Source organism: Mesorhizobium sp. PUT5, from assembly GCF_052216645.1.
In the GTDB taxonomy this organism is placed as follows: domain Bacteria; phylum Pseudomonadota; class Alphaproteobacteria; order Rhizobiales; family Rhizobiaceae; genus Mesorhizobium.
The window spans coordinates 3,740,743-3,758,559 of record NZ_JBQOSO010000003.1 but is presented as its reverse complement, the minus strand read 5'-3'; the positions used below and the strand labels follow the sequence as shown (position 1 = coordinate 3,758,559).

The window sequence follows — 17,817 nt, the reverse complement described above, 5'->3', positions numbered from 1 at the left end:
TCGGGCACCGCTCATGCCGTGCCGACGGGGCCATAAGCCTTTCGGACAAAGCCCTACCGCGTTTTCGCTGCTTTACCGTCAAGCCGAAAAGAAATCTGCTTTGCCCGGGATGCGGGTTCAAGTCCGAAGCAAAAATCTCCGGATCACGAAGCGGTGTCGACTTGTGGATGATGCAGGCGGGCGAACGGCGCCCATGCGTCGCGGACGGTGAGGGAATGGCATGATCACGCCGGATGTCGTGCTCGATGGCAAGGTGATCATCCATCAGCCCGACCTCGTCAACCTCTACGGCTGCCGCATCGGCGCCGGCACGCGCATCGGCGCCTTCGTCGAGATTCAGAAGAACGCCGTCGTCGGCCGCGACTGCAAGATCTCCAGCCATTCGTTCCTGTGCGAAGGCGTCACGATAGAAGACGGCGTCTTCATCGGCCACGGCGTGATATTCACCAACGACACCTATCCGCGCGCTCTGACCGCCGACGGCACGGTGCAATCGGAAGCCGACTGGTCGGTCATTCCCACCCGGGTGGGGCGCTGCGCCTCCATCGGCTCCAACGCCACCATCCTGCCGGGCGTGACGATCGGGGAAGGCGCGATGGTGGGCGCAGGCGCCGTGGTGACGCGCGACGTGGCGCCCTACACCACCGTCGCCGGCGTTCCGGCGCGGGTCCTGCACCCGTCGGAGCGGAAGAAGGGCGGAACCATGCGAACGAATGAGAGGCTGGCATGATCGGCGTTGGCGTCATCGGCTACGGCTACTGGGGACCGAACCTGGTCCGCAATTTCTGCGAGACGCCGGGCGTGCGCCTGGTCTCGGTCTGCGACCTCAGGCCGGAGCGGCTGGAGGCGGTGAAGGCGCGCTATCCGGGCGTCGAGATCACCGACGATTTCGAGGCCGTGCTGCGCGACCCGCGCATCGACGCGGTGGCCATCGCCACGCCGGTCTTCGCCCATTTCCGCCTGACCATGAGCGCGCTGATGGCGGGCAAGCACGTCTTCGTGGAAAAGCCGATGGCGGCTACCGCCGAGGAAGCGCGGCGCATGACGGAAGAGGCGGCGCGGCGCGGACTGGTGCTGGCCGTCGACCATACCTTTGTCCACACGGGTGCGGTGCGCAAGATGCGCGAACTGGCTTCCGGCGGGTTGGGCGATCTCTACTACTACGATTCCGTGCGGGTGAATCTGGGCCTGTTCCAGCACGACGTCAGCGTCGTGTGGGACCTGGCCGTGCACGACCTGTCGATCATGGATTTCGTGCTCGACGAGAAGCCGGTGGCGGTGTCGGCCACCGGCATGAGCCATGTCGCCGGCGAGCCGGAAAACATCGCCTATCTCAACCTGTTCTTCGACAGCAAGATGATCGCGCATGTGCATGTCAACTGGCTGGCGCCGGTGAAGGTGCGCCGCACGCTGCTCGGCGGGTCGAGCAAGATGGTGGTCTACGACGATCTCGAGCCCAGCGAGAAGATCAAGGTCTACGACAAGGGCATCACGCTCAACGGCAATCCGAAGAGGAACGGCGAGAAGGTCTACCAGATGCTGGTGGGCTACCGCACCGGCGACATGTGGGCCCCGCAGCTCGACATGACGGAGGCGCTGGGGCGCGAACTGCGCGAATTCGCCGACTGCGTGGAGCACGGCACGGCACCCACGGCGGACGGCCATGCCGGCCTGCGCGTGGTGCGCATCCTGGAGGCCGCCAGCCAGTCCCTGGCGCAGCGCGGCCGCCTTATCGAACTGGAACCGGCGAGGCGCATCGCATGATCCCCCTTCTCGACCTCAAGGCGCAATATGCCGGCATCCGGCAGGAAATCGACGCCGCCGTGCTCGGCGTGCTGGCCTCGGGCCAATATGTGCTGGGCGAGGAGGTGGCGGCGTTCGAGCGCGAATTCGCCGCCTATTGCGGCACCCGGTACGCGGTCGCGGTCAACACGGGCACCAGCGCGCTGCACCTGGCGCTGCTTGCCCTCGGCGTCGGGCCGGGCGACGAGGTGGTCACCGTGCCCTTCACCTTCGTGGCGACGGCGGCCGCCATCTGCTACACCGGCGCGCGGCCGGTGTTCGTGGATGTCGAGCCGGCCACGCTGACCATGGACGCGCGGCAGCTCGACGCCGCCATCACCGAACGCACCAGGGCCATCGTGCCGGTGCATCTCTACGGCCAGATGGCCGACATGGATGCCATCATGGACGTGGCGCGCCGTCACGACATCCCGGTCGTCGAGGACGCCTGCCAGGCGCATGGCGCCGAATACAAGGGCAGGCGCGCCGGCAGCATCGGCGCGGCCGGCTGCTTTTCCTTCTATCCCGGCAAGAATCTCGGCGCCTGCGGCGAGGGCGGGCTGGCCGTCGCCAACGATCCGGAGCTGGCGGACAGGATGCGCATGCTGCGCGACTGGGGCCAGGAGCAGCGCTACCAGCATGCAATGAAGGGCTTCAACTACCGCATGGACGGCATCCAGGGCGCGATCCTGCGCGTCAAGCTCGCCCATCTGGAGGACTGGACCGAGGCCCGGCGCGCGCATGCCCGCCGCTACACGGCGCTGCTTTCCGGCTCGCCGACGGTCAAGGTGCCGCGCGAGGAGGCGGGCCGGCGCCACGTCTACCACATCTATGCGGTGCGCTCGCCCGACCGCGAAGGGCTGCGGCGCGCGCTGGCGGCGGAAGGCATCCAGACCGGCCTGCACTACCCCATTCCCGTGCATCTGCAGAAGGCGCATGCCGATCTCGGCCATCGCGCAGGCGACTTCTCCGTCTCGGAAGCTGCCGCGCGCGAGGTGCTGTCGCTGCCGATCTATCCGGAGATGACCGCAGCCCAGGTCGAGCGCGTCGCCGCCATGGCGGAGATGGAAGCCTATGTCGGCTGAGGGTGCGATGCGCATCGTGCGGGCGGTGCATGGGCTGCGCGAGGCGGCGGTCGACCCCGTCTTCGAGACCGGGCTCTCCGAGGCGCTGAAATCGGCCTATGGAGCGGCCGGGCTCACCGAGCTTTACGGGCGCTTCAGCGCTGGCGACGGCTTTGCCGACGCACTGATGCGTCGCGCCATCTGGCGCGCGCTGGCGCGAAGCTGCGGGTCCGGCCTGCAGATCGGCGCGGGGGCCCGCTTCCGCCATGCCGAGACCTTCGAGATCGGCGAACGCGTTTTCATCGGCGCGCAGGCCGATATGCAGGGGCGCCATGACGGCACCTGCGCGATCGGCGACAATGTCTGGATCGGGCCGCAGGCCTTCATCGACGCCCGCGATGTGGTGTTCGAGGACTATGTCGGCTGGGGGCCGGGCGCCAGGCTGCTCGGCTCCACCCATAGCGGGGTGCCCCACGACGTGCCGATCGTGCAGACCGACCTGGAGATCAGGCCTGTGCGCATCGGCGCCTGGGCCGACATCGGCACCAACGCCACCATCCTGCCGGGCGTTACGGTCGGCAAGGGCGCCATCGTCGGCGCGGGCGCGGTGGTGGCGGAGGACGTGCCGGCCTTCGCCATCGTGGCCGGCGTGCCGGCAAGGTTCCTGCGCTGGCGCGACGAACGCGGCGAAGGCAAGGCAAGGCGAGGGAAAAATCCATGAAGGGCAAGCGCATCCTCATTACCGGCGGGGCCGGGCTGATCGGCTCCCATATCGCCGAGCTTGCCGCGGCCGAACGGCCGGCCAGGATCGTGGTGCTCGACAATTTCGTGCGCGGGCGCATGCAGAACCTGGAAGCCGCGCTTGCCGCCTTCCCGGTCCGGGTGGTCGAAGGCGACATTCGCGACACGGCGCTGCTCGGCGAGCTGATGCAGGGCACCGACATCGTCTTCCACCAGGCCGCCATCCGCATCACCCAATGCGCGGAGGAGCCGCGGCTGGCCTTCGACGTGCTGGCCGGCGGCACCTTCAACGTGCTGGAGGCGGCGGTGGCGGCTCGCGTGTCCAAGGTCGTGGCGGCCTCGTCCGCCTCCGTGCTCGGCCTTGCCGAGACCTTCCCGACCACGGAAGCGCACCATCCCTACAACAACCGCACCCTCTACGGCGCGGCCAAGACCTTCAACGAGGGGCTTTTGCGTTCCTTCGCGGAGATGTACGGGCTGCGCTACGTGGCGCTGCGCTATTTCAACGTCTACGGACCGCGCATGGACATCCATGGCGTCTACACCGAGGTGCTGATCCGCTGGATGGAGCGCATCGCCGCCGGCCAGCCGCCCATCGTGCATGGCGACGGCACGCAGACCATGGATTTCGTTCATGTGCGCGATATCGCCCGCGCCAACATCCTCGCCGCGAAATCCGACGTCGCCGACGAGGTGTTCAACGTGGCCAGCGGCACCGAGACCTCGCTGAACGAACTGGCGGCGGCGCTTACCCGCGTCATGGGCTCGCCGGTGCAGACCGAGCATGTGGAGGCGCGCAAGGTCAACCCGGTGTCGCGCCGGCTGGCCGACATCTCCAAGGCGCGGGATCTTTTGGGCTTCACCGCCGCCATTTCGCTGGAAGACGGCCTGCGCGACCTCGTCGGCTGGTGGCGAAGCGAAAAGGCGGGCAATCAGGAGGCAGCCGCATGAGCAACCAACCCTACCGCATTCCGGTCGCCAGGCCGGTGCTCGACGAGCGCGAGGCGGAAGCCGCGCGGCGCGTGATCCTGTCCGGCTGGGTCACGCAGGGGCCGGAGGTCGCCGCCTTCGAGCGCGAATTTGCCGCGTTCGTTGGCGCGCCCCACGCCTGCGCCGTGTCGAACTGCACGACGGCGCTGCACCTGGCGCTGAAGGCGATCGGCATCGGCCTCGACGACGAGGTGATCACGGTCAGCCATTCCTTCATCGCCACCGCCAATGCCGTGCGCTATTGCGGCGCCATCCCGGTTTTCGTCGACATCGAGGCCGACGGCTACAACATCGACGTCGGTCTGATCGAGGCGGCCATCACCCGCCGCACCAGGGCGATCCTGTGCGTGCACCAGCTCGGCATGCCGTGCGACCTCGCCCGCATCGTCGAGATCGGCCAGAGCCATGGCATCCCGGTCATCGAGGATGCGGCCTGCGCCACCGGCAGTGAGATTCTGTGGGAAGGCAATTGGGAAAAGATCGGCAAGCCGCATGGCGACATCGCCTGCTTCTCCTTCCATCCGCGCAAGGTGGTGACCACCGGCGACGGCGGCATGCTGACCACGCGCAATCCCGAATATGACGAGAAGTTCAGGCTGTGGCGCCAGCATGGCATGAGCGTGCCGGATACGGTGCGGCACGGCTCGTCCCAGGTCATCTACGAGACCTATCCGGAGATTGGCTACAACTACCGCATGACGGACGTGCAGGCGGCGATCGGGCGCGTGCAGCTCGAGCGCCTGCCGGGCATCGTGGCGCGGCGGCGCGAGATCGCGCTCGACTATGCGCGCCGGCTCGCCGGCATCGAAGGCGTTGCGGCGCCCCGCGAGCCTGACTGGGCGCAGAGCAACTGGCAGAGCTATTGCGTGCGGCTTCTCGGCGCCGGCCAGCGGGCCACCATGCAGGCACTGCTGGATCGCGGCATCTCCACCCGGCGCGGCATCATGAACGCGCACCTGGAGGGCGCCTATCTGGATCGCGGCTGCTCGGTCCTCGGCTCCGACCTCGCCCGCAGCGAGGCGGCGCAGAACAGCTCGATCATCCTGCCGCTGTCCGTCCAGATGTCGGAGGCCGATCTGGCCTATATCGCCGGGACGCTGGGCGAAGTGCTGTCGCGCCGGGGCCGCGCCGCCGCCTGATCCCGCAGCGCGTTTTCGCTATCTCTTCGGCAGCCATTTGCGCAGGCGCGCCGGCACCGCTTCCGGCGGAAGCAGCCTTGCCAGCGCATGCAGCGAGTAAAGCCCGGTCGCAGCCGTGACGGCGAGGCCGAACAGCGTCGCCGGCAGGCCCGGCAGCAGCGTCAAGGCGGCGAACACGGCAGCCGTGGCCGGCAGGAAGACGATTCCCAGGCCGACATTGGCCGCCGACCAGCGGAAGCCGGTCATGTAGCGCGCGATGACGTAGACGATCAGGCCGTGCCACACGTAGAGGCCGAAGAAGGCGGCGCCGGCCCCCGCCACGCCGAAGCGAACCGTCAGCAGCCAGGCAAGACCGACATGCAGCAGTCCGGCGGCGGCCTCGGTCACGAACAGGACGAGGCGCGCGCCGCGCGCCACGATGATGAAGCCGATCGGCCACGCCACGATGCGCAGCATCATGCCCAGGCATATCCAGCGCAGGACCTCCACCGCCTCGTGGAACTGCGAGGAATAGAACAGCGACACGATCAGCGGCGTCACCGTCAGCGTCGCCATCACGCCGGGGCCGGCCAGCAGCATGCCGATCTGCGCCTGCTCGTTGACCAGCCGGTTGCACTCGCCCGCATCCTCGCAGACGGCGGTCAGCCGCGGGTAGAAGTCGGCGCCCATGGCCTGCAGGATGAAGCCGGCATAGAGGCCGCCCAGCGTCCAGGCCGCCTGGTAGAATCCGGCCGCCGCCACGCCGTCCCAGTGCACGACGATGAGGCGCACCAGATAGGCCGAGCCGGTGGCGGCGAGGCCGCTCGACATCAGCGCCAGGCCAAGCTTGACCAGTTCCGAGGTTTCGTGGCGCATCTCGCGCAGGCTCGGCCTGGCCTGTTCCACCGGCACCTGCCGGCTGTAGAACCATGAGACGGCGAGGCCGACGGCGGCCCCCGCCACCAGCGAGGGCACGATGCCGTTCATTCCGAACAGCACGAGCAGGGGAATGGTGATGGCCGTGGCGAAAAGGGCGCTCCACATGTTGACGCGGGCCAGGTCGCCGATCCTGCGCATGCCCTGGATCAACGCCATCTGGCCGTCCGCGACGATGCGGAAGAAGAGCGCCGCCGAGACCAGCACCACCCCGGCGGCATGGCCGGCGTCGCCGAAGGTCAGGCGCGCGACGGGAACGGCGAGCGCGCACAGCAGCAGGGCGCCGGCAAGGCCGAGGATGAAGGCGACGCGCCGCAATATGGCGGCGGTGGTGGCGATACGGCTGCGTTCGCCCGTGCCGGCCGCCTCGGCGATCTGGCGCACGCCGCTCGACGGCACGCCGAGATTGGCCAGGTTCTGGGAGAGGTCGAGGATGGAGTTGTAGAGCCCCATCAGGCCGAAACCCTCCGGCCCCAGCAGCAGGGCGGCCGCCTTGTTGCGCAACATTGCGAAGACGAGGGTGATGACGCTGGAGCCGCCGATCAGCGCCGTCGATTTCAGGATCTGCAGATAGGACGGCGCCCGCGGCTCTCCGGCATCCGAGACGGAGGCCATCAGCGTGTCTCCCCTGCGCGACTGCTCACTGGCTGGCTTCCGCCGGCGCCGCGGCCGTTTCGGCGGAGGCGGCCGCCCCGGTCGCTGCGATGACTGGCCGGTCGAGCCTGACCTTGACCACGTCGCCCGGTTCGAGCCCCGTGGCCTCCGTGGCGGCGAAGGTGTTCGCACCCTCCCTGCCGGCCCGGATGACCGAATAGCGCACGCCGGCGTCGCCGGCGGCGGGGCCGGACGAAATGGCGTCGACCAGAAGCTTCTGGGTGGTGCTCTGCTTCAGTTGCGCCTGTTCCAGTTCGGCCTGCTCCTGCTGAAGCGCGGAAGCGACGTCGGTGCGGCGCTTGTCCTGCAGCCCGTCCAGATCGCGGGTGGCCTGGGTGATGCCCTGGCGCGCGCGCATGACCGCCGTCACCTGGTCCAGCTTGTCCACCTGCAGGCTGGCCAGCAGGCGCTCCAGGTCCGACTTGCGCGAGGCGACCGCTATGCCCTTGTCGACCAGCACGGTGACGCTGTTCAGCTCCTTCTGGGCATTCTGGATGGCCATGTCGGCGGCCTTGATCTTCTCCTGGAGCACGTTGATCTCGGCGTTCAGCAGGTCGCGCAGGTCGGCCAGCGCCTTGGACTGGCGGGCAAGCTCGTTCTTGCGCGCGGTGAAGATGACGCGTTCCTGCGCCACGATGTCGGCCATCGCCCCGGCATCGGCATCGCCGGCCTGGACCTGCTTGAAGTCGGGCTCGTCGGCGTCGGCCAGCTCGGCCTGCAGCCGGGCGATCCGAACATGCGAGCGCAGAATGGCGTTGGCGGTCTGCTTGAACTCGCCCGCCAGGCGGACCGCGTCGCCGGAGCCGGCGGTCGTGCGCAGAGGGCCGCCGCTCAGGGCCAGCGCCTGAAGCACGGTAATGCCCGAGCGGAACCGGTATTCGCCGGGCTTGACGACGTCGCCAACCACGTAGACCGGCGGATATTCCACGATCTCCACGGTGGTGTCCGGCTTTTCGACCAGACCCAGCTTCGCCTGGAGGCGGGACGCGATCGCGGCGGCGAGGCCGGCCGGGTCGAGATTGCCCACCGTCATGGCGCCGAGCACCGGCAGTTGCACGGTGCCGGCCTGCGAGACGACGAACTCGCCGCCGAGCGCCTGCCAGTCCTCATATTCGCCCTTGGTCGGCATCCATTGCACCACCGAGAGCTTGATCCTGGTCTGCGGCGCGAGCGGCGCGTCGCCGGCATGCGCGGGCGACGCCAGGAGCGCTACGGCAAGCGCCGCACCCGCGGCACGCCGGACGAAGGGAATGCGGCGAAAGCTCATCTTCGCTCCGGATCGTTGGCGGCGTAGCCCGTCGGGCCGACGACGGCGAAGGTCGGCAGCAGACCGGCTGGCCGGGCCGGGGCGCCGGGGCGGGGCGCGGCGGCAGCGGCGATCTCCGCTTCCGCGGCGCCGCCGTCTTCGGCCAGCCGGCGCAGATAGTCGGCATATTCGGTCTTGCCGAGCATGGCCGCGCGCATCAGCAGCCGGTGCGGCTCCAGCCAGCCATTGGCCAGGCCGATCTCCTCGGGACAGGCGATCTGCACGCCCTGCCGCCGCTCGATGGCGCGCACGAAGGACGAGGCGTCGTAGAGGCTTTCGCAGGTTCCGGTGTCCAGCCAGGCGTGGCCGCGGCCGAGCTTTTGCACATGCAGGTCGCCGCGCTTGAGATAGGCGTTGTTGACGGAAGTGATCTCAAGTTCTCCGCGCCGCGAAGGCTTTAGGCCGGCGGCGATGTCGACCACGTCGTTGTCGTAGAAGTAGAGACCGGTGACGGCCCAGTTCGAGCGCGGCCTTGCCGGCTTCTCCTCGATGGCGACGGGCTTGCCGGTGACGCGGTCGAAGGCCAGCACGCCGTAACGCTGCGGGTCGTCGACATGATAGGCGAACACCGTCGCCCCGCTCTGCCGGCTCGCGGCGGCCCGGCAGGCGTCGGGCAGGGCATGGCCGAAGAACAGGTTGTCGCCCAGGATCATGGCGACGCCGTCATGGCCGATGAAGTCGCGCCCGATGATGAAAGCCTGGGCAAGCCCTTCGGGGCGCGGCTGTTCGCGATAGGAAAGCGAGATGCCGAAGTCGGAGCCGTCGCCCAGAAGGGCCCGGAAACTCGGCAGGTCGCGCGGCGTGGAGATGATGAGGATGTCGCTTATGCCCGCCAGCATCAGCACGCTGAGCGGATAGAAGATCATCGGCTTGTCGTAGATCGGCAGGATCTGCTTGGAGACAGCCATGGTCAGCGGATAGAGCCTGGTGCCGCTGCCGCCTGCAAGGATGATGCCCTTCATTCCCAAACTCCGTGAGCGCGGCGCCGCCGGCGTCGTCGACCAAGACATTGCCGCCGCCGCACGGAAATTTCTCGGCCTCGATATGGGGAAGCCGCGCAATCGGACCTCATCCAAATTGTGAAGGCAGGGTCAGGGCACCTCCCCGAGACGTAGGGAAGGCTGCATGCGGCCCGCCCTTCGACGGCTTCGTATCGGTCGAATGGCAGTGAGCCCGTGGCGGCGGGGTCGTCCGTTCGGCATTCGCGGATGTGGCAGGATCCCTCGTCCGTCATCGGAAGACTTTGCCCTTTCCCCTATTGCTCCGTCGCGGTGCAGGGTCGGCCGAAATATGTTTGCGTCGAGAACGGCCGCCTGGCCTCGCGCGGTTTCGCGACGCCTGAAAAGAAAAGGGGGGCGGGGTTGGAGACGACGACAGCACCAGCAAATACCGGGCGCCAGGCGGGCAAGCAGGGCCGGGCGCAGCGCACGATCCTGCTTGTCGCGACCCCGGGCACCATTTCCGAAAGCCTGCTGCGGGCACTGGAAAGCGAATATCCCTGGATCGTGGTCGAAAGCGTGGCCACGGTCGAGGCGGCCTGCGCGGAGTTTTCCCATCCGGTCGCGCTGATCCTGGTCGACGCCGCCCTTCTGGAGCAGGTCGAGGCGTCGGCGGCCGAGCTGATGCGCCGGCATCCCGCGGCGAGCGGGGCCGTGATGATGCCCGATTATCCGGACATGCTGTTCGAGCTTCCGCGCATCCTCGACCACCGGCTGGTGCGCGCCGTGCTGCCGATGAACGTGAAGCTCGACGTGTGGCTGTGCGTGATCGAGCTTCTGCTTTTGGGCGGCGAGTATTTTCCGGCCGCCCTGGTTCATTCCTATGCGAAGAAGTTCGGCGCGGCATCGGGCGCGGCCGCGCCTGCCGGCACGACCGCAATCCGGCTTTCCGACCTGACCGCGCGCGAGGTGCAGATCCTGGAACTGGTGTCGCGCGGACTGCAGAACAAGATGATCGCCGCCGAACTCAGCCTCTCCGAGCATACGGTAAAGATCCATCTCCACAACATCATCAGCAAGCTCGGCACCCATAACCGCACGGAGGCCGCCGCCCGTTTCCGCGACCACCAGGCAAGCCGTGCCACCGCAGTGTCGTTTGGCGGGCGTCCTTATGACGGGCACGGCCAGTGAGCACTCATCCATGTCTGCCGGAGGAGCAATGAACGCCGGGGACAAAAGGCCTCTGCGTATCCTCGTCACCGGCGGCTACGGCTTCATCGGCTCGGCGGTGGTGCGGCTGGCGGTGGCGCGCGGCCATCAGGTTGTGAACGTGGATGCCGAGACCTATGCCGCCTGCCCTGCGAACGTGGCAAGCGTGGCCCAGAACATCGGCTATCGCGTCGAGCATGTGGACATTCGCGACCGGCCGGCGCTCGACCATGTCTTCGACCGCCACGCTCCCGACGCGGTCCTGCATCTGGCGGCCGAAAGCCATGTCGACCGCTCCATAGACGGGCCGGCGGCCTTCGTGACGACGAATGTGCTCGGCACCTTCTGCCTGCTCGAGGCGGCGCGCCGCTACTGGGAGGGCAGGGGCCGGCCGGAGACCTTCCGTTTCCATCATGTCTCGACCGACGAGGTCTATGGCTCGTTGGGGCCCGAAGGAGAATTCACCGAGGCGACGCCCTATGCGCCGCGCAGCCCCTATTCCGCCTCCAAGGCCGCAGCGGACCACCTGGTGCGCGCCTGGAGCCAGACCTATGCCCTGCCCACGCTTGTGACGAACTGCTCCAACAATTACGGGCCGTTCCAGTTTCCCGAGAAGCTCGTGCCGGTGGTGATCCTCAATGCGCTGGCGGGGCTGCCCATTCCCGTCTACGGCACCGGCGAAAACATCCGTGACTGGCTCTATGTCGAAGACCATGCGGAGGCGCTTTTGCATGTACTGGAGCACGGGGTCGTCGGCCGCAGCTACAATATCGGGGGCGATAGCTGTGTGAGGAACATCGATCTGGTCCGCATGATCTGTGCCGAACTCGACATGCGGCGCCCCGGTGCACAGCCGCATGCGCAGGCCATCCGTTTCGTCGGCGACCGGCCCGGCCACGACCTGCGCTACGCCGTGGACCAGACCCGCATCCGCTCGGAACTGGGCTGGCGGCCTTCGGTGCCTCTGGCCCAGGGGCTGGCGAGAACGGTCGACTGGTATCTCGGCAACGAAGCCTGGTGGCGCGCCCTGCAGGAGCGCGAGGGCGTCGGTCGCCGGTTGGGGCTCGGAGGATGAAGACGTGAGCGACAGCGCTCCCGTCCGCGTGGGAGCCTCGGAACCTTATCTGCCCCGGCGCGTTGACAGGCGCGACTTTCCGTATCGGGACGCCCATTTTTGCGTGGCGTCTCAGGGGCAATATGGCGGGACATGTTTGGCGAAACGGACGCCTTGGCGAAAAAGCTTGAGGGGTTCCTGCCGACGGCAGCCGAAAGGACGCTGCTGGCGGAACTTTCCGGAGGCAGGCGCAAGATTGCAGCGCGCGAGGAATTCGGCCGGGACAAGCTCGATCAGGCGAAGGGCGCGTCCGCAGCCTATGTTCTCCACAAGGGCTGGGCCTGCGTCTACAAGCTGATGCCCGACGGCAACCGGCAGATCGTCGACTTCCGCCTGCCCGGCGATTTCATCGGGCTTATCGGGCTGCTCCTCAACAAGCCCGACCGGCATTTCGAAACCATGACGGAGGCGGTCGTCTCCGAGATCAACATCAACCGGCTGCTGGCGACGTTCCCCAAATCCTCCCCCCTGGCCGAGGGCCTGCTGTGGGCGCTGTCGCGCGATGCCGCGATCATGGCGGAACATATCGTCAATCTGGGGCGGCGGCCGGCGCTGGAGCGCACCGTGCATCTTCTGCTGGAACTCGGTTTCCGGCTGACCCAGATCAACATGGCCACGCCCACCGTCTATGAATGTCCGCTGACGCAGAAGGACCTGGCGGAAGCGCTCGGCATCACCAACGTGCACCTCAACCGGGTGCTGCGGGCGTTGCGCGACGACGAACTGCTCACCTTCAACGGACATATGGTGGCGCTGCACAATCCGCAACTGCTCATGCGGATTTCCGGCTTCGACCCCGCCTACCTGCTCAGCTCCCGCGAAAAGTAGGGCAAGACCCTCGCCGTTCCCGGCCTGAGCCCGAACGGCCGCGACAGAAAAAACGGGCCGCGACCTGGCGGTCGCGGCCCGTCCATTTCAGGCGTGATCCCGTTTACAGGATGAAGTCGGAGGCGTTCAGATGGACACCCCCCTGCAACTGGATCTCGAAGTCATGCACGCCATCGCCGTTGATGTCGCCCTGGATGACCGTGATGTCCTTGCCGTTCACATGCTCCAGATGCCAGGCAAGCGCACCCGGCTTGAAGTCGAACCTGGCGTTCTCCTGCGCGATGAAGTGGAACGTACCGTCACCGCGCAGCGACCCGTTCGCGTCGATCTTCGACAGATCGATCTTGTCCTGGCCCTGCTGGAAGTCGGTGATGATGTCGCGGTACTTGGCCGAACCCGTGTCGGCCACCTTGGTGAACACGAACGTGTCGGCACCCTTGCCTCCGGTCATGACGTCCCTGCCCTCATGGCCGTAGATGACATCATTGCCGGCTCCGCCCTTGAGAGTGTCGTTGCCCTTGGTGCCATGGATGGTCTGGCCGATCGTCGTCGACGGCTGGTCCCCGGAACCGCTGGAAGGCGGCACCGGCTTGTCCACGGGCTCGGAGGTCGGCGGCTGCGGCTTTTCGACAGGATCAGGCGCGGGTGCCGGATCCGGCGTGGTTTCGACCGGCGGCGTCGTAGCGGTGAGGCCGCCCGGCGCGGGCGCCTTGCCATGCGCATACTCGGTGTTTCCCGACATCGTCGGCGAAGCCTTGTCGATCGAGTAGTAGCCGTAGGATCCTTTCTCGACATGGTTGTCGACGATGGAAACGCCGGTGATGGCGCCGCCGGAGGCGCGCCCGTCGACATAGACCTGATAGCCGGCATCGCCGAGCAGCAGGTTGCCCTTGACCGTGACGTTGCTGATGGAACCGAAGTCGTTCTTGATGAAGATGTCGGAGGTGTCGCGGCCGATCACCGTGTTGCCCTCGATCAGAACGCCGTTCTGGCCGCCCTGCACGGAAATGCCGTCATAGTGCGGGTCGGCACCGGCGGCAGCGAGGTCGTGGATATAGTTGCCCTTCACCGTGCTGGCGCCGCTGCTCAGGACGATGCCGTTCTCCGACTTGGAGATGTCGTTGCCGATGAAGTTACCGCTGCCGAGAATGGCCGCATTGGCATTCTTGGCGAAGCCGGGACCGGTGATGTCGCAGTTCTCGATGGTGATGTTCTTGGCGCCTTCGGCGTCGACACCCCACCAGCCATCATAGTTGATGACGCAGTTCTTGATGATGACGTTGGGAGCAGTGACCAGAAGTGATCCGTTGATGATCTTGCCTTCAATGACGGTTCCGGCCTGGGTGATCGTCATCGGGCCGGTGTAGGTGGTCAGTTTCGTTCCAGCCGGAACGCCTGCACTGTTGGCATCGGGGAAACCCGTGGTGGCCATATTATATTACCTTTCATGCTCAAGCCCCAATCCCGCTATCCGTTTGCCTGAAACTAAATTAGCCTTCGTTAAAATAAATGGTTGATCCTTCCCTTCAACGAAAGCCGTAGGGGTCGTATCAGCCTCACCTAAAGGAGTAAACCCTGATGGAGGAAAACGCTTTGGATAACAGGGCGAGCTAAAATGCCGCCCTAAAAGCTGGTCGGTAGAACAGGGTTGACAGATCGGCCAGATTCCTGTTCGCGCGATGCGGGCGGGTGCTTGCGCGAGCTTAGAAGGAACAGTGGTTCGTCTTAGCGGCCGTGGCGCGCGAGTCGTCGTCTGTACGTCACCGAAGTTTCCCAACTGGATCTGGTTTGCTGAGATGTCGGTGCCTGTGTTCAGGTGTGGTTGCGCCCCAAAAATAGCTGCGGCGCAAATGGCCGGGTACACAGCCCTGGATTGTGCCCCCGAACGCGAGAGAACAGGGTCGAATATTTGCGGGATTCGCTGGTAGGATAAGGGAGCACATCGCTTTCCCGATCCTACGTCGCAATGCGGAACGCTGTTGGCGCTTCTTGGTGGGGTGAGTTGCTTATCGGCGGAGTTGTGTTCGCCTGAGGCTATCCGCCGAGCCTATTCTCTGCGCCGATGCCGGGGCGCCCTGATCCAGGAACCATGCCCCGCTCCCCAGAAGGAACATCAGCCAGGCATAGGGAGCCGCCCAGAAATGCACCGTGCATCCGACGACGACGAAGCTGGCCATGCACAGCACATAGCCCATCCGGTAGGCTTCCCGAACCGCGTCCTGGCTCTTCCTTCTGGACAGCGGCAGGATCACGAATAGAAACGACACCGCGAGAAGAGTTACGGCGGGGAGGCCGTATCTCATCGCAATCAGGAGCCAGAAATTGTCCACGCTGTTGCTCGGCATCCAGACCGGACGGGCCCAGTCGCCGTTGCCGATCCCGAGAAGTGGATGGGCAAGTGCCGAAGCGGAGCCGTATTGCCATATGAGCATGCGATACCAGCCGGTCGAGCCGTCAAAGGTGAATTTGGAGACGTAGAAGGCCAGCGGCGTCTGGTTCGATCCGAACTCCACGACGAGATACGCCAGCAGAACCAGACCCCATAGGACCTTCCAGCGGCCGGGATAGGCTTTGAGGGTACTGTTCCAGGCCATCAGACCGCCCTGCAGGGCCACTCCAGCCATCGGCGCCGACGACATCGACAACGCCGCGGTGAACCCCACCGTTCCAACGAGCAGCAGGCGCGGCAGCCGGGCCATGCCCTGGCCGAGCACCAGCGCGGTGAGTGCAAACAGGCTGCCGCAGACGGTCCCGAACAGGATCGAGTGCTCGAACGGCCCCTGGACGCGCCAGAAGCCCATGCGCGGCGACATCAGCGTGCTGTCCACGGTGGGGAAGATGGTGCCGAACGCGGTCAGCAGCGGCTTGGTGCCGGTGAACGCCTCGAACAGCGCGAACGGCAGCAGCAGGATGACCAGCTTGACCATGAAGGCGACCGCGCCGCGAAAGGCCTCCGCGTCACGGATGTAGCAGCGCGCCAGCATATAGGCGCCCACCGTCTCCACGAAGAAGATTCCGGCCGGCTGCACGGCGCCGCCAAGGCCATGCGCGTGGACCAGCGCCAGGTCGCTCCACAGCGCGAACAGCAGCAGCGTGACGTCCGCCGCCCGTATGCGGCCGGCGCCGCCGCGCAGCCAGACGATCAGGCAGGGGATCGTGCTCGCCAAAAGGACGATGCGGTATGCGGACAGGTTCAGCGGGCCGACGGGAATGATCCAGGGCACGAAAAGCGCCGCCAGGAACAGCCGCACCTGCCAGGCGAGCTTGGCCGGCGACGCTTCCGTGGCACGATTGCGCGCGGCGGTTCGCGTCCTTGCAGGCAATGTGCCGGCGGCGAGCCTTGGGACGGTCATCGGGTTCGCCGGGCGCCAGGGCGCCAGCCCTCAACCTGGCTGGGGCCGACGTTAATTCCGGCTAGGGAAGAAGTTCGATCCATATCCACTGGAACGCCTGAAACAATCAGTCCGGTTACCGTTCATTCCATCTGGAAATGCCATGCCCTGCACTCCACGCCGAGATAATGCCGGACGTCCGAGCGGGAGGTACATTTACCTTAATTGTCCACCAGCCGTCATTTGGCTCATGCGCGAACCATCCGATCGGCGGATCGGTTCATTCGTTTTGGCTTTGATCCGGAAAGAATAGGCAGATTGATTAGTCGCCGCATCTGCGCAGCAATGTCGAGCAGTGCGATGAATTGTATTCTTCGTCCAAGTACTTGGCATCGGGCCTGCTGTGGAGAACAGATTGTCAAAAATCTTAAACGCGGCGTTGGATCGTGCGGCCCTGAAATATCGGCAAGTGACGGGGGTTTGGCGGGCGGAAGGCCGCCGAGGAATCGTCAATCGCCTGCGAAAGCTCGCGGCGGAACGGCTCAAGCCGCGGGCCATCCGCTGGGAAGTGCTCCCCGAGGATGTGATGTCGGCCGATCTCACCCGCACGGCCGTGCGCCCGTTTCGAAGACGTTGCGCAGGCGATCCGATTTCGCTGAACTGGGTGACCACGCCGGCAGGTCCCGGATCGGGCGGGCATACGACCACCTTTCGAATGATCAGGTATCTCGAGAGCCGCGGTTTCCGGAACAACGTCTATTTCTACGACGTGTTCAACAGCGACCACCGCCATTATTCGCAAATCGCGCGCAGCGCCTACGGCGTGGAATGCCCGATCCTCGATACCAGGGAAGGGATCGAGGACGCGGACGGCATCATCGCGACGAGCTGGGCTTCCGCCTATGCCGTCTACAACGCGCGCTGCGCGGGCAAGCGGTTCTATTTCGTCCAGGACTACGAGCCATGCTTCTACCCGACGGGGTCGAACAGCCTTTTCGCCGAAAACACCTACAGGATGGGGTTTCATGGGATCACCGCGGGCCGCTGGCTTGCCCAGAAGCTTGCACGCGAATACGGCATGCAGACGGACTATTTTCCCTTCGGCTGCGACACGCGCGAATACCGCTTTAATCCCGATGCGAAACGGTCGGGCATCGCCTTCTATGCGCGGGCGGAAACCCCGAGACGCGGGTTCGAACTGGGAATCTTGACCCTGAGGATATTCGCCAAGCGCAATCCGGATATTCGAATCCATGTTTTCGGAGAACGGGCCGGGGACGTGCCGCTGGATATCATCGACCACGGACTGGTCACCCCCGCCGCACTCAACGACATCTACAACCAATGCTACGCAGGCCTCTGCCTTTCGTTGACCAACGTTTCGCTGGTTCCACACGAGATGCTGGCTTCAGGCTGCGTTCCGGTCGTCAACGACGCCGAACACAACAGGATGGTGCTGGACAATTCCAATGTGAGCTATGCACCCGCCGAGCCTCACGCGCTGGCCCGCGCGCTTGAAGAGGTGGTCAGGGCGCGCGATTTCCCGGAGGTTTCGCGCCGCGCCGCCGAAAGCGTCATGTCGACGTCGTGGGACCAGGCCGGAGCGGCCGTCGCGGATGCGCTCCGTCGTGCCCTGGATCCCATGGCCGGCAGAGGCTCCGAAACCGTCGTTGCAGATGACAGGTCCATCGACGATTCTCCTGCCGTGGCGTGGGCCCCGGGAAAGGGTCTGCGGGCCTGAACAAGGCAGCTTCGGTCTCTCCTGAAGGTGCGGCTACCGTCCTTGGGCCGCCTATGCAATCGGC

14 protein-coding genes and 2 pseudogenes are annotated in these 17,817 nt (G+C 66.0%); 10 read left to right on the top strand and 6 right to left on the bottom strand.

Annotated elements, in window-relative coordinates:
* Positions 1–220: 220 nt before the first annotated feature.
* From ACTDI4_RS19935 to ACTDI4_RS19910, 6 genes are read left to right on the top strand one after another with little or no spacing between them, the layout of a single operon-like run.
* Positions 221–730 (top strand): acyltransferase, encoded by a 510-nt coding sequence (locus tag ACTDI4_RS19935; RefSeq protein WP_442842804.1) that lies wholly within the window; start codon positions 221–223, stop codon positions 728–730.
* Positions 727–1,764, top strand: coding sequence for a Gfo/Idh/MocA family protein (locus ACTDI4_RS19930; protein WP_442842803.1), 1,038 nt, complete (start codon positions 727–729; stop codon positions 1,762–1,764). Before ACTDI4_RS19935 ends, ACTDI4_RS19930 begins: the two co-directional genes overlap by 4 nt.
* Positions 1,761–2,867 (top strand): DegT/DnrJ/EryC1/StrS family aminotransferase, encoded by a 1,107-nt coding sequence (locus ACTDI4_RS19925; protein ID WP_442842802.1) that lies wholly within the window; start codon positions 1,761–1,763, stop codon positions 2,865–2,867. Before ACTDI4_RS19930 ends, ACTDI4_RS19925 begins: the two co-directional genes overlap by 4 nt.
* A complete protein-coding gene (locus ACTDI4_RS19920; RefSeq protein WP_442842801.1) occupies positions 2,857–3,567 on the top strand; it encodes an acyltransferase in 711 nt (236 codons plus the stop codon). Before ACTDI4_RS19925 ends, ACTDI4_RS19920 begins: the two co-directional genes overlap by 11 nt.
* On the top strand, positions 3,564–4,538 hold the full coding sequence (locus ACTDI4_RS19915) for an NAD-dependent epimerase/dehydratase family protein (RefSeq protein ID WP_442842800.1): 975 nt from the start codon (positions 3,564–3,566) through the stop codon (positions 4,536–4,538). Before ACTDI4_RS19920 ends, ACTDI4_RS19915 begins: the two co-directional genes overlap by 4 nt.
* Complete coding sequence (locus ACTDI4_RS19910) at positions 4,535–5,716, top strand: DegT/DnrJ/EryC1/StrS family aminotransferase (RefSeq protein ID WP_442842799.1); 1,182 nt, start codon at positions 4,535–4,537, stop codon at positions 5,714–5,716. Before ACTDI4_RS19915 ends, ACTDI4_RS19910 begins: the two co-directional genes overlap by 4 nt.
* Positions 5,717–5,734: 18 nt before the next feature.
* Here ACTDI4_RS19910 and ACTDI4_RS19905 read toward each other — a convergent pair whose 3' ends face one another.
* The 3 genes from ACTDI4_RS19905 to rfbA are packed head-to-tail and all read right to left on the bottom strand — an operon-like array spanning position 5,735 to position 9,553.
* Complete coding sequence (locus ACTDI4_RS19905) at positions 5,735–7,246, bottom strand: O-antigen translocase (protein WP_442842798.1); 1,512 nt, start codon at positions 7,244–7,246, stop codon at positions 5,735–5,737.
* A gap of 25 nt (positions 7,247–7,271) precedes the next feature.
* Positions 7,272–8,552, bottom strand: a complete 1,281-nt coding sequence (locus ACTDI4_RS19900) for a polysaccharide biosynthesis/export family protein (RefSeq protein WP_442842797.1) — start codon at positions 8,550–8,552, stop codon at positions 7,272–7,274.
* Positions 8,549–9,553 carry a glucose-1-phosphate thymidylyltransferase RfbA gene (gene rfbA / locus ACTDI4_RS19895; RefSeq protein WP_442842796.1) on the bottom strand — a complete coding sequence of 335 codons (1,005 nt, stop codon included), beginning with the start codon at positions 9,551–9,553 and terminating at the stop codon, positions 8,549–8,551. Before rfbA ends, ACTDI4_RS19900 begins: the two co-directional genes overlap by 4 nt.
* A gap of 399 nt (positions 9,554–9,952) precedes the next feature.
* Between rfbA and ACTDI4_RS19890 the strand changes: the two genes are divergently transcribed.
* From ACTDI4_RS19890 to ACTDI4_RS19880, 3 genes are all read left to right on the top strand, one after another.
* A complete protein-coding gene (locus ACTDI4_RS19890) occupies positions 9,953–10,720 on the top strand; it encodes a helix-turn-helix domain-containing protein (RefSeq protein ID WP_442842795.1) in 768 nt (255 codons plus the stop codon).
* Positions 10,721–10,748: 28 nt separating this feature from the next.
* Complete coding sequence (gene rfbB, locus ACTDI4_RS19885; protein ID WP_442842794.1) at positions 10,749–11,813, top strand: dTDP-glucose 4,6-dehydratase; 1,065 nt, start codon at positions 10,749–10,751, stop codon at positions 11,811–11,813.
* 153 nt (positions 11,814–11,966) lie between these two features.
* Positions 11,967–12,680 carry a Crp/Fnr family transcriptional regulator gene (locus ACTDI4_RS19880; RefSeq protein WP_442842793.1) on the top strand — a complete coding sequence of 238 codons (714 nt, stop codon included), beginning with the start codon at positions 11,967–11,969 and terminating at the stop codon, positions 12,678–12,680.
* A gap of 103 nt (positions 12,681–12,783) precedes the next feature.
* On the opposite strand, the pseudogene ACTDI4_RS19875 reads toward ACTDI4_RS19880, so the two are convergent.
* The 3 genes and pseudogenes from ACTDI4_RS19875 to ACTDI4_RS19865 form a co-directional block, all read right to left on the bottom strand.
* Positions 12,784–13,221: pseudogene (locus ACTDI4_RS19875) on the bottom strand (M10 family metallopeptidase C-terminal domain-containing protein); the annotation flags it as partial.
* A gap of 198 nt (positions 13,222–13,419) precedes the next feature.
* A pseudogene (locus tag ACTDI4_RS19870) lies at positions 13,420–14,034 on the bottom strand (right-handed parallel beta-helix repeat-containing protein); the annotation flags it as partial.
* 652 nt (positions 14,035–14,686) lie between these two features.
* The gene (locus tag ACTDI4_RS19865) at positions 14,687–16,033 is read right to left on the bottom strand and encodes an O-antigen ligase family protein (protein WP_442842792.1); all 1,347 of its coding nucleotides are present in this window, start codon (positions 16,031–16,033) and stop codon (positions 14,687–14,689) included.
* Between the two features lie 394 nt (positions 16,034–16,427).
* Here ACTDI4_RS19865 and ACTDI4_RS19860 point away from each other — a divergent pair, with 394 nt between their 5' ends.
* Positions 16,428–17,753 carry a rhamnosyltransferase WsaF family glycosyltransferase gene (locus ACTDI4_RS19860; RefSeq protein ID WP_442842791.1) on the top strand — a complete coding sequence of 442 codons (1,326 nt, stop codon included), beginning with the start codon at positions 16,428–16,430 and terminating at the stop codon, positions 17,751–17,753.
* The last annotated feature ends 64 nt before the right edge of the window (positions 17,754–17,817 follow it).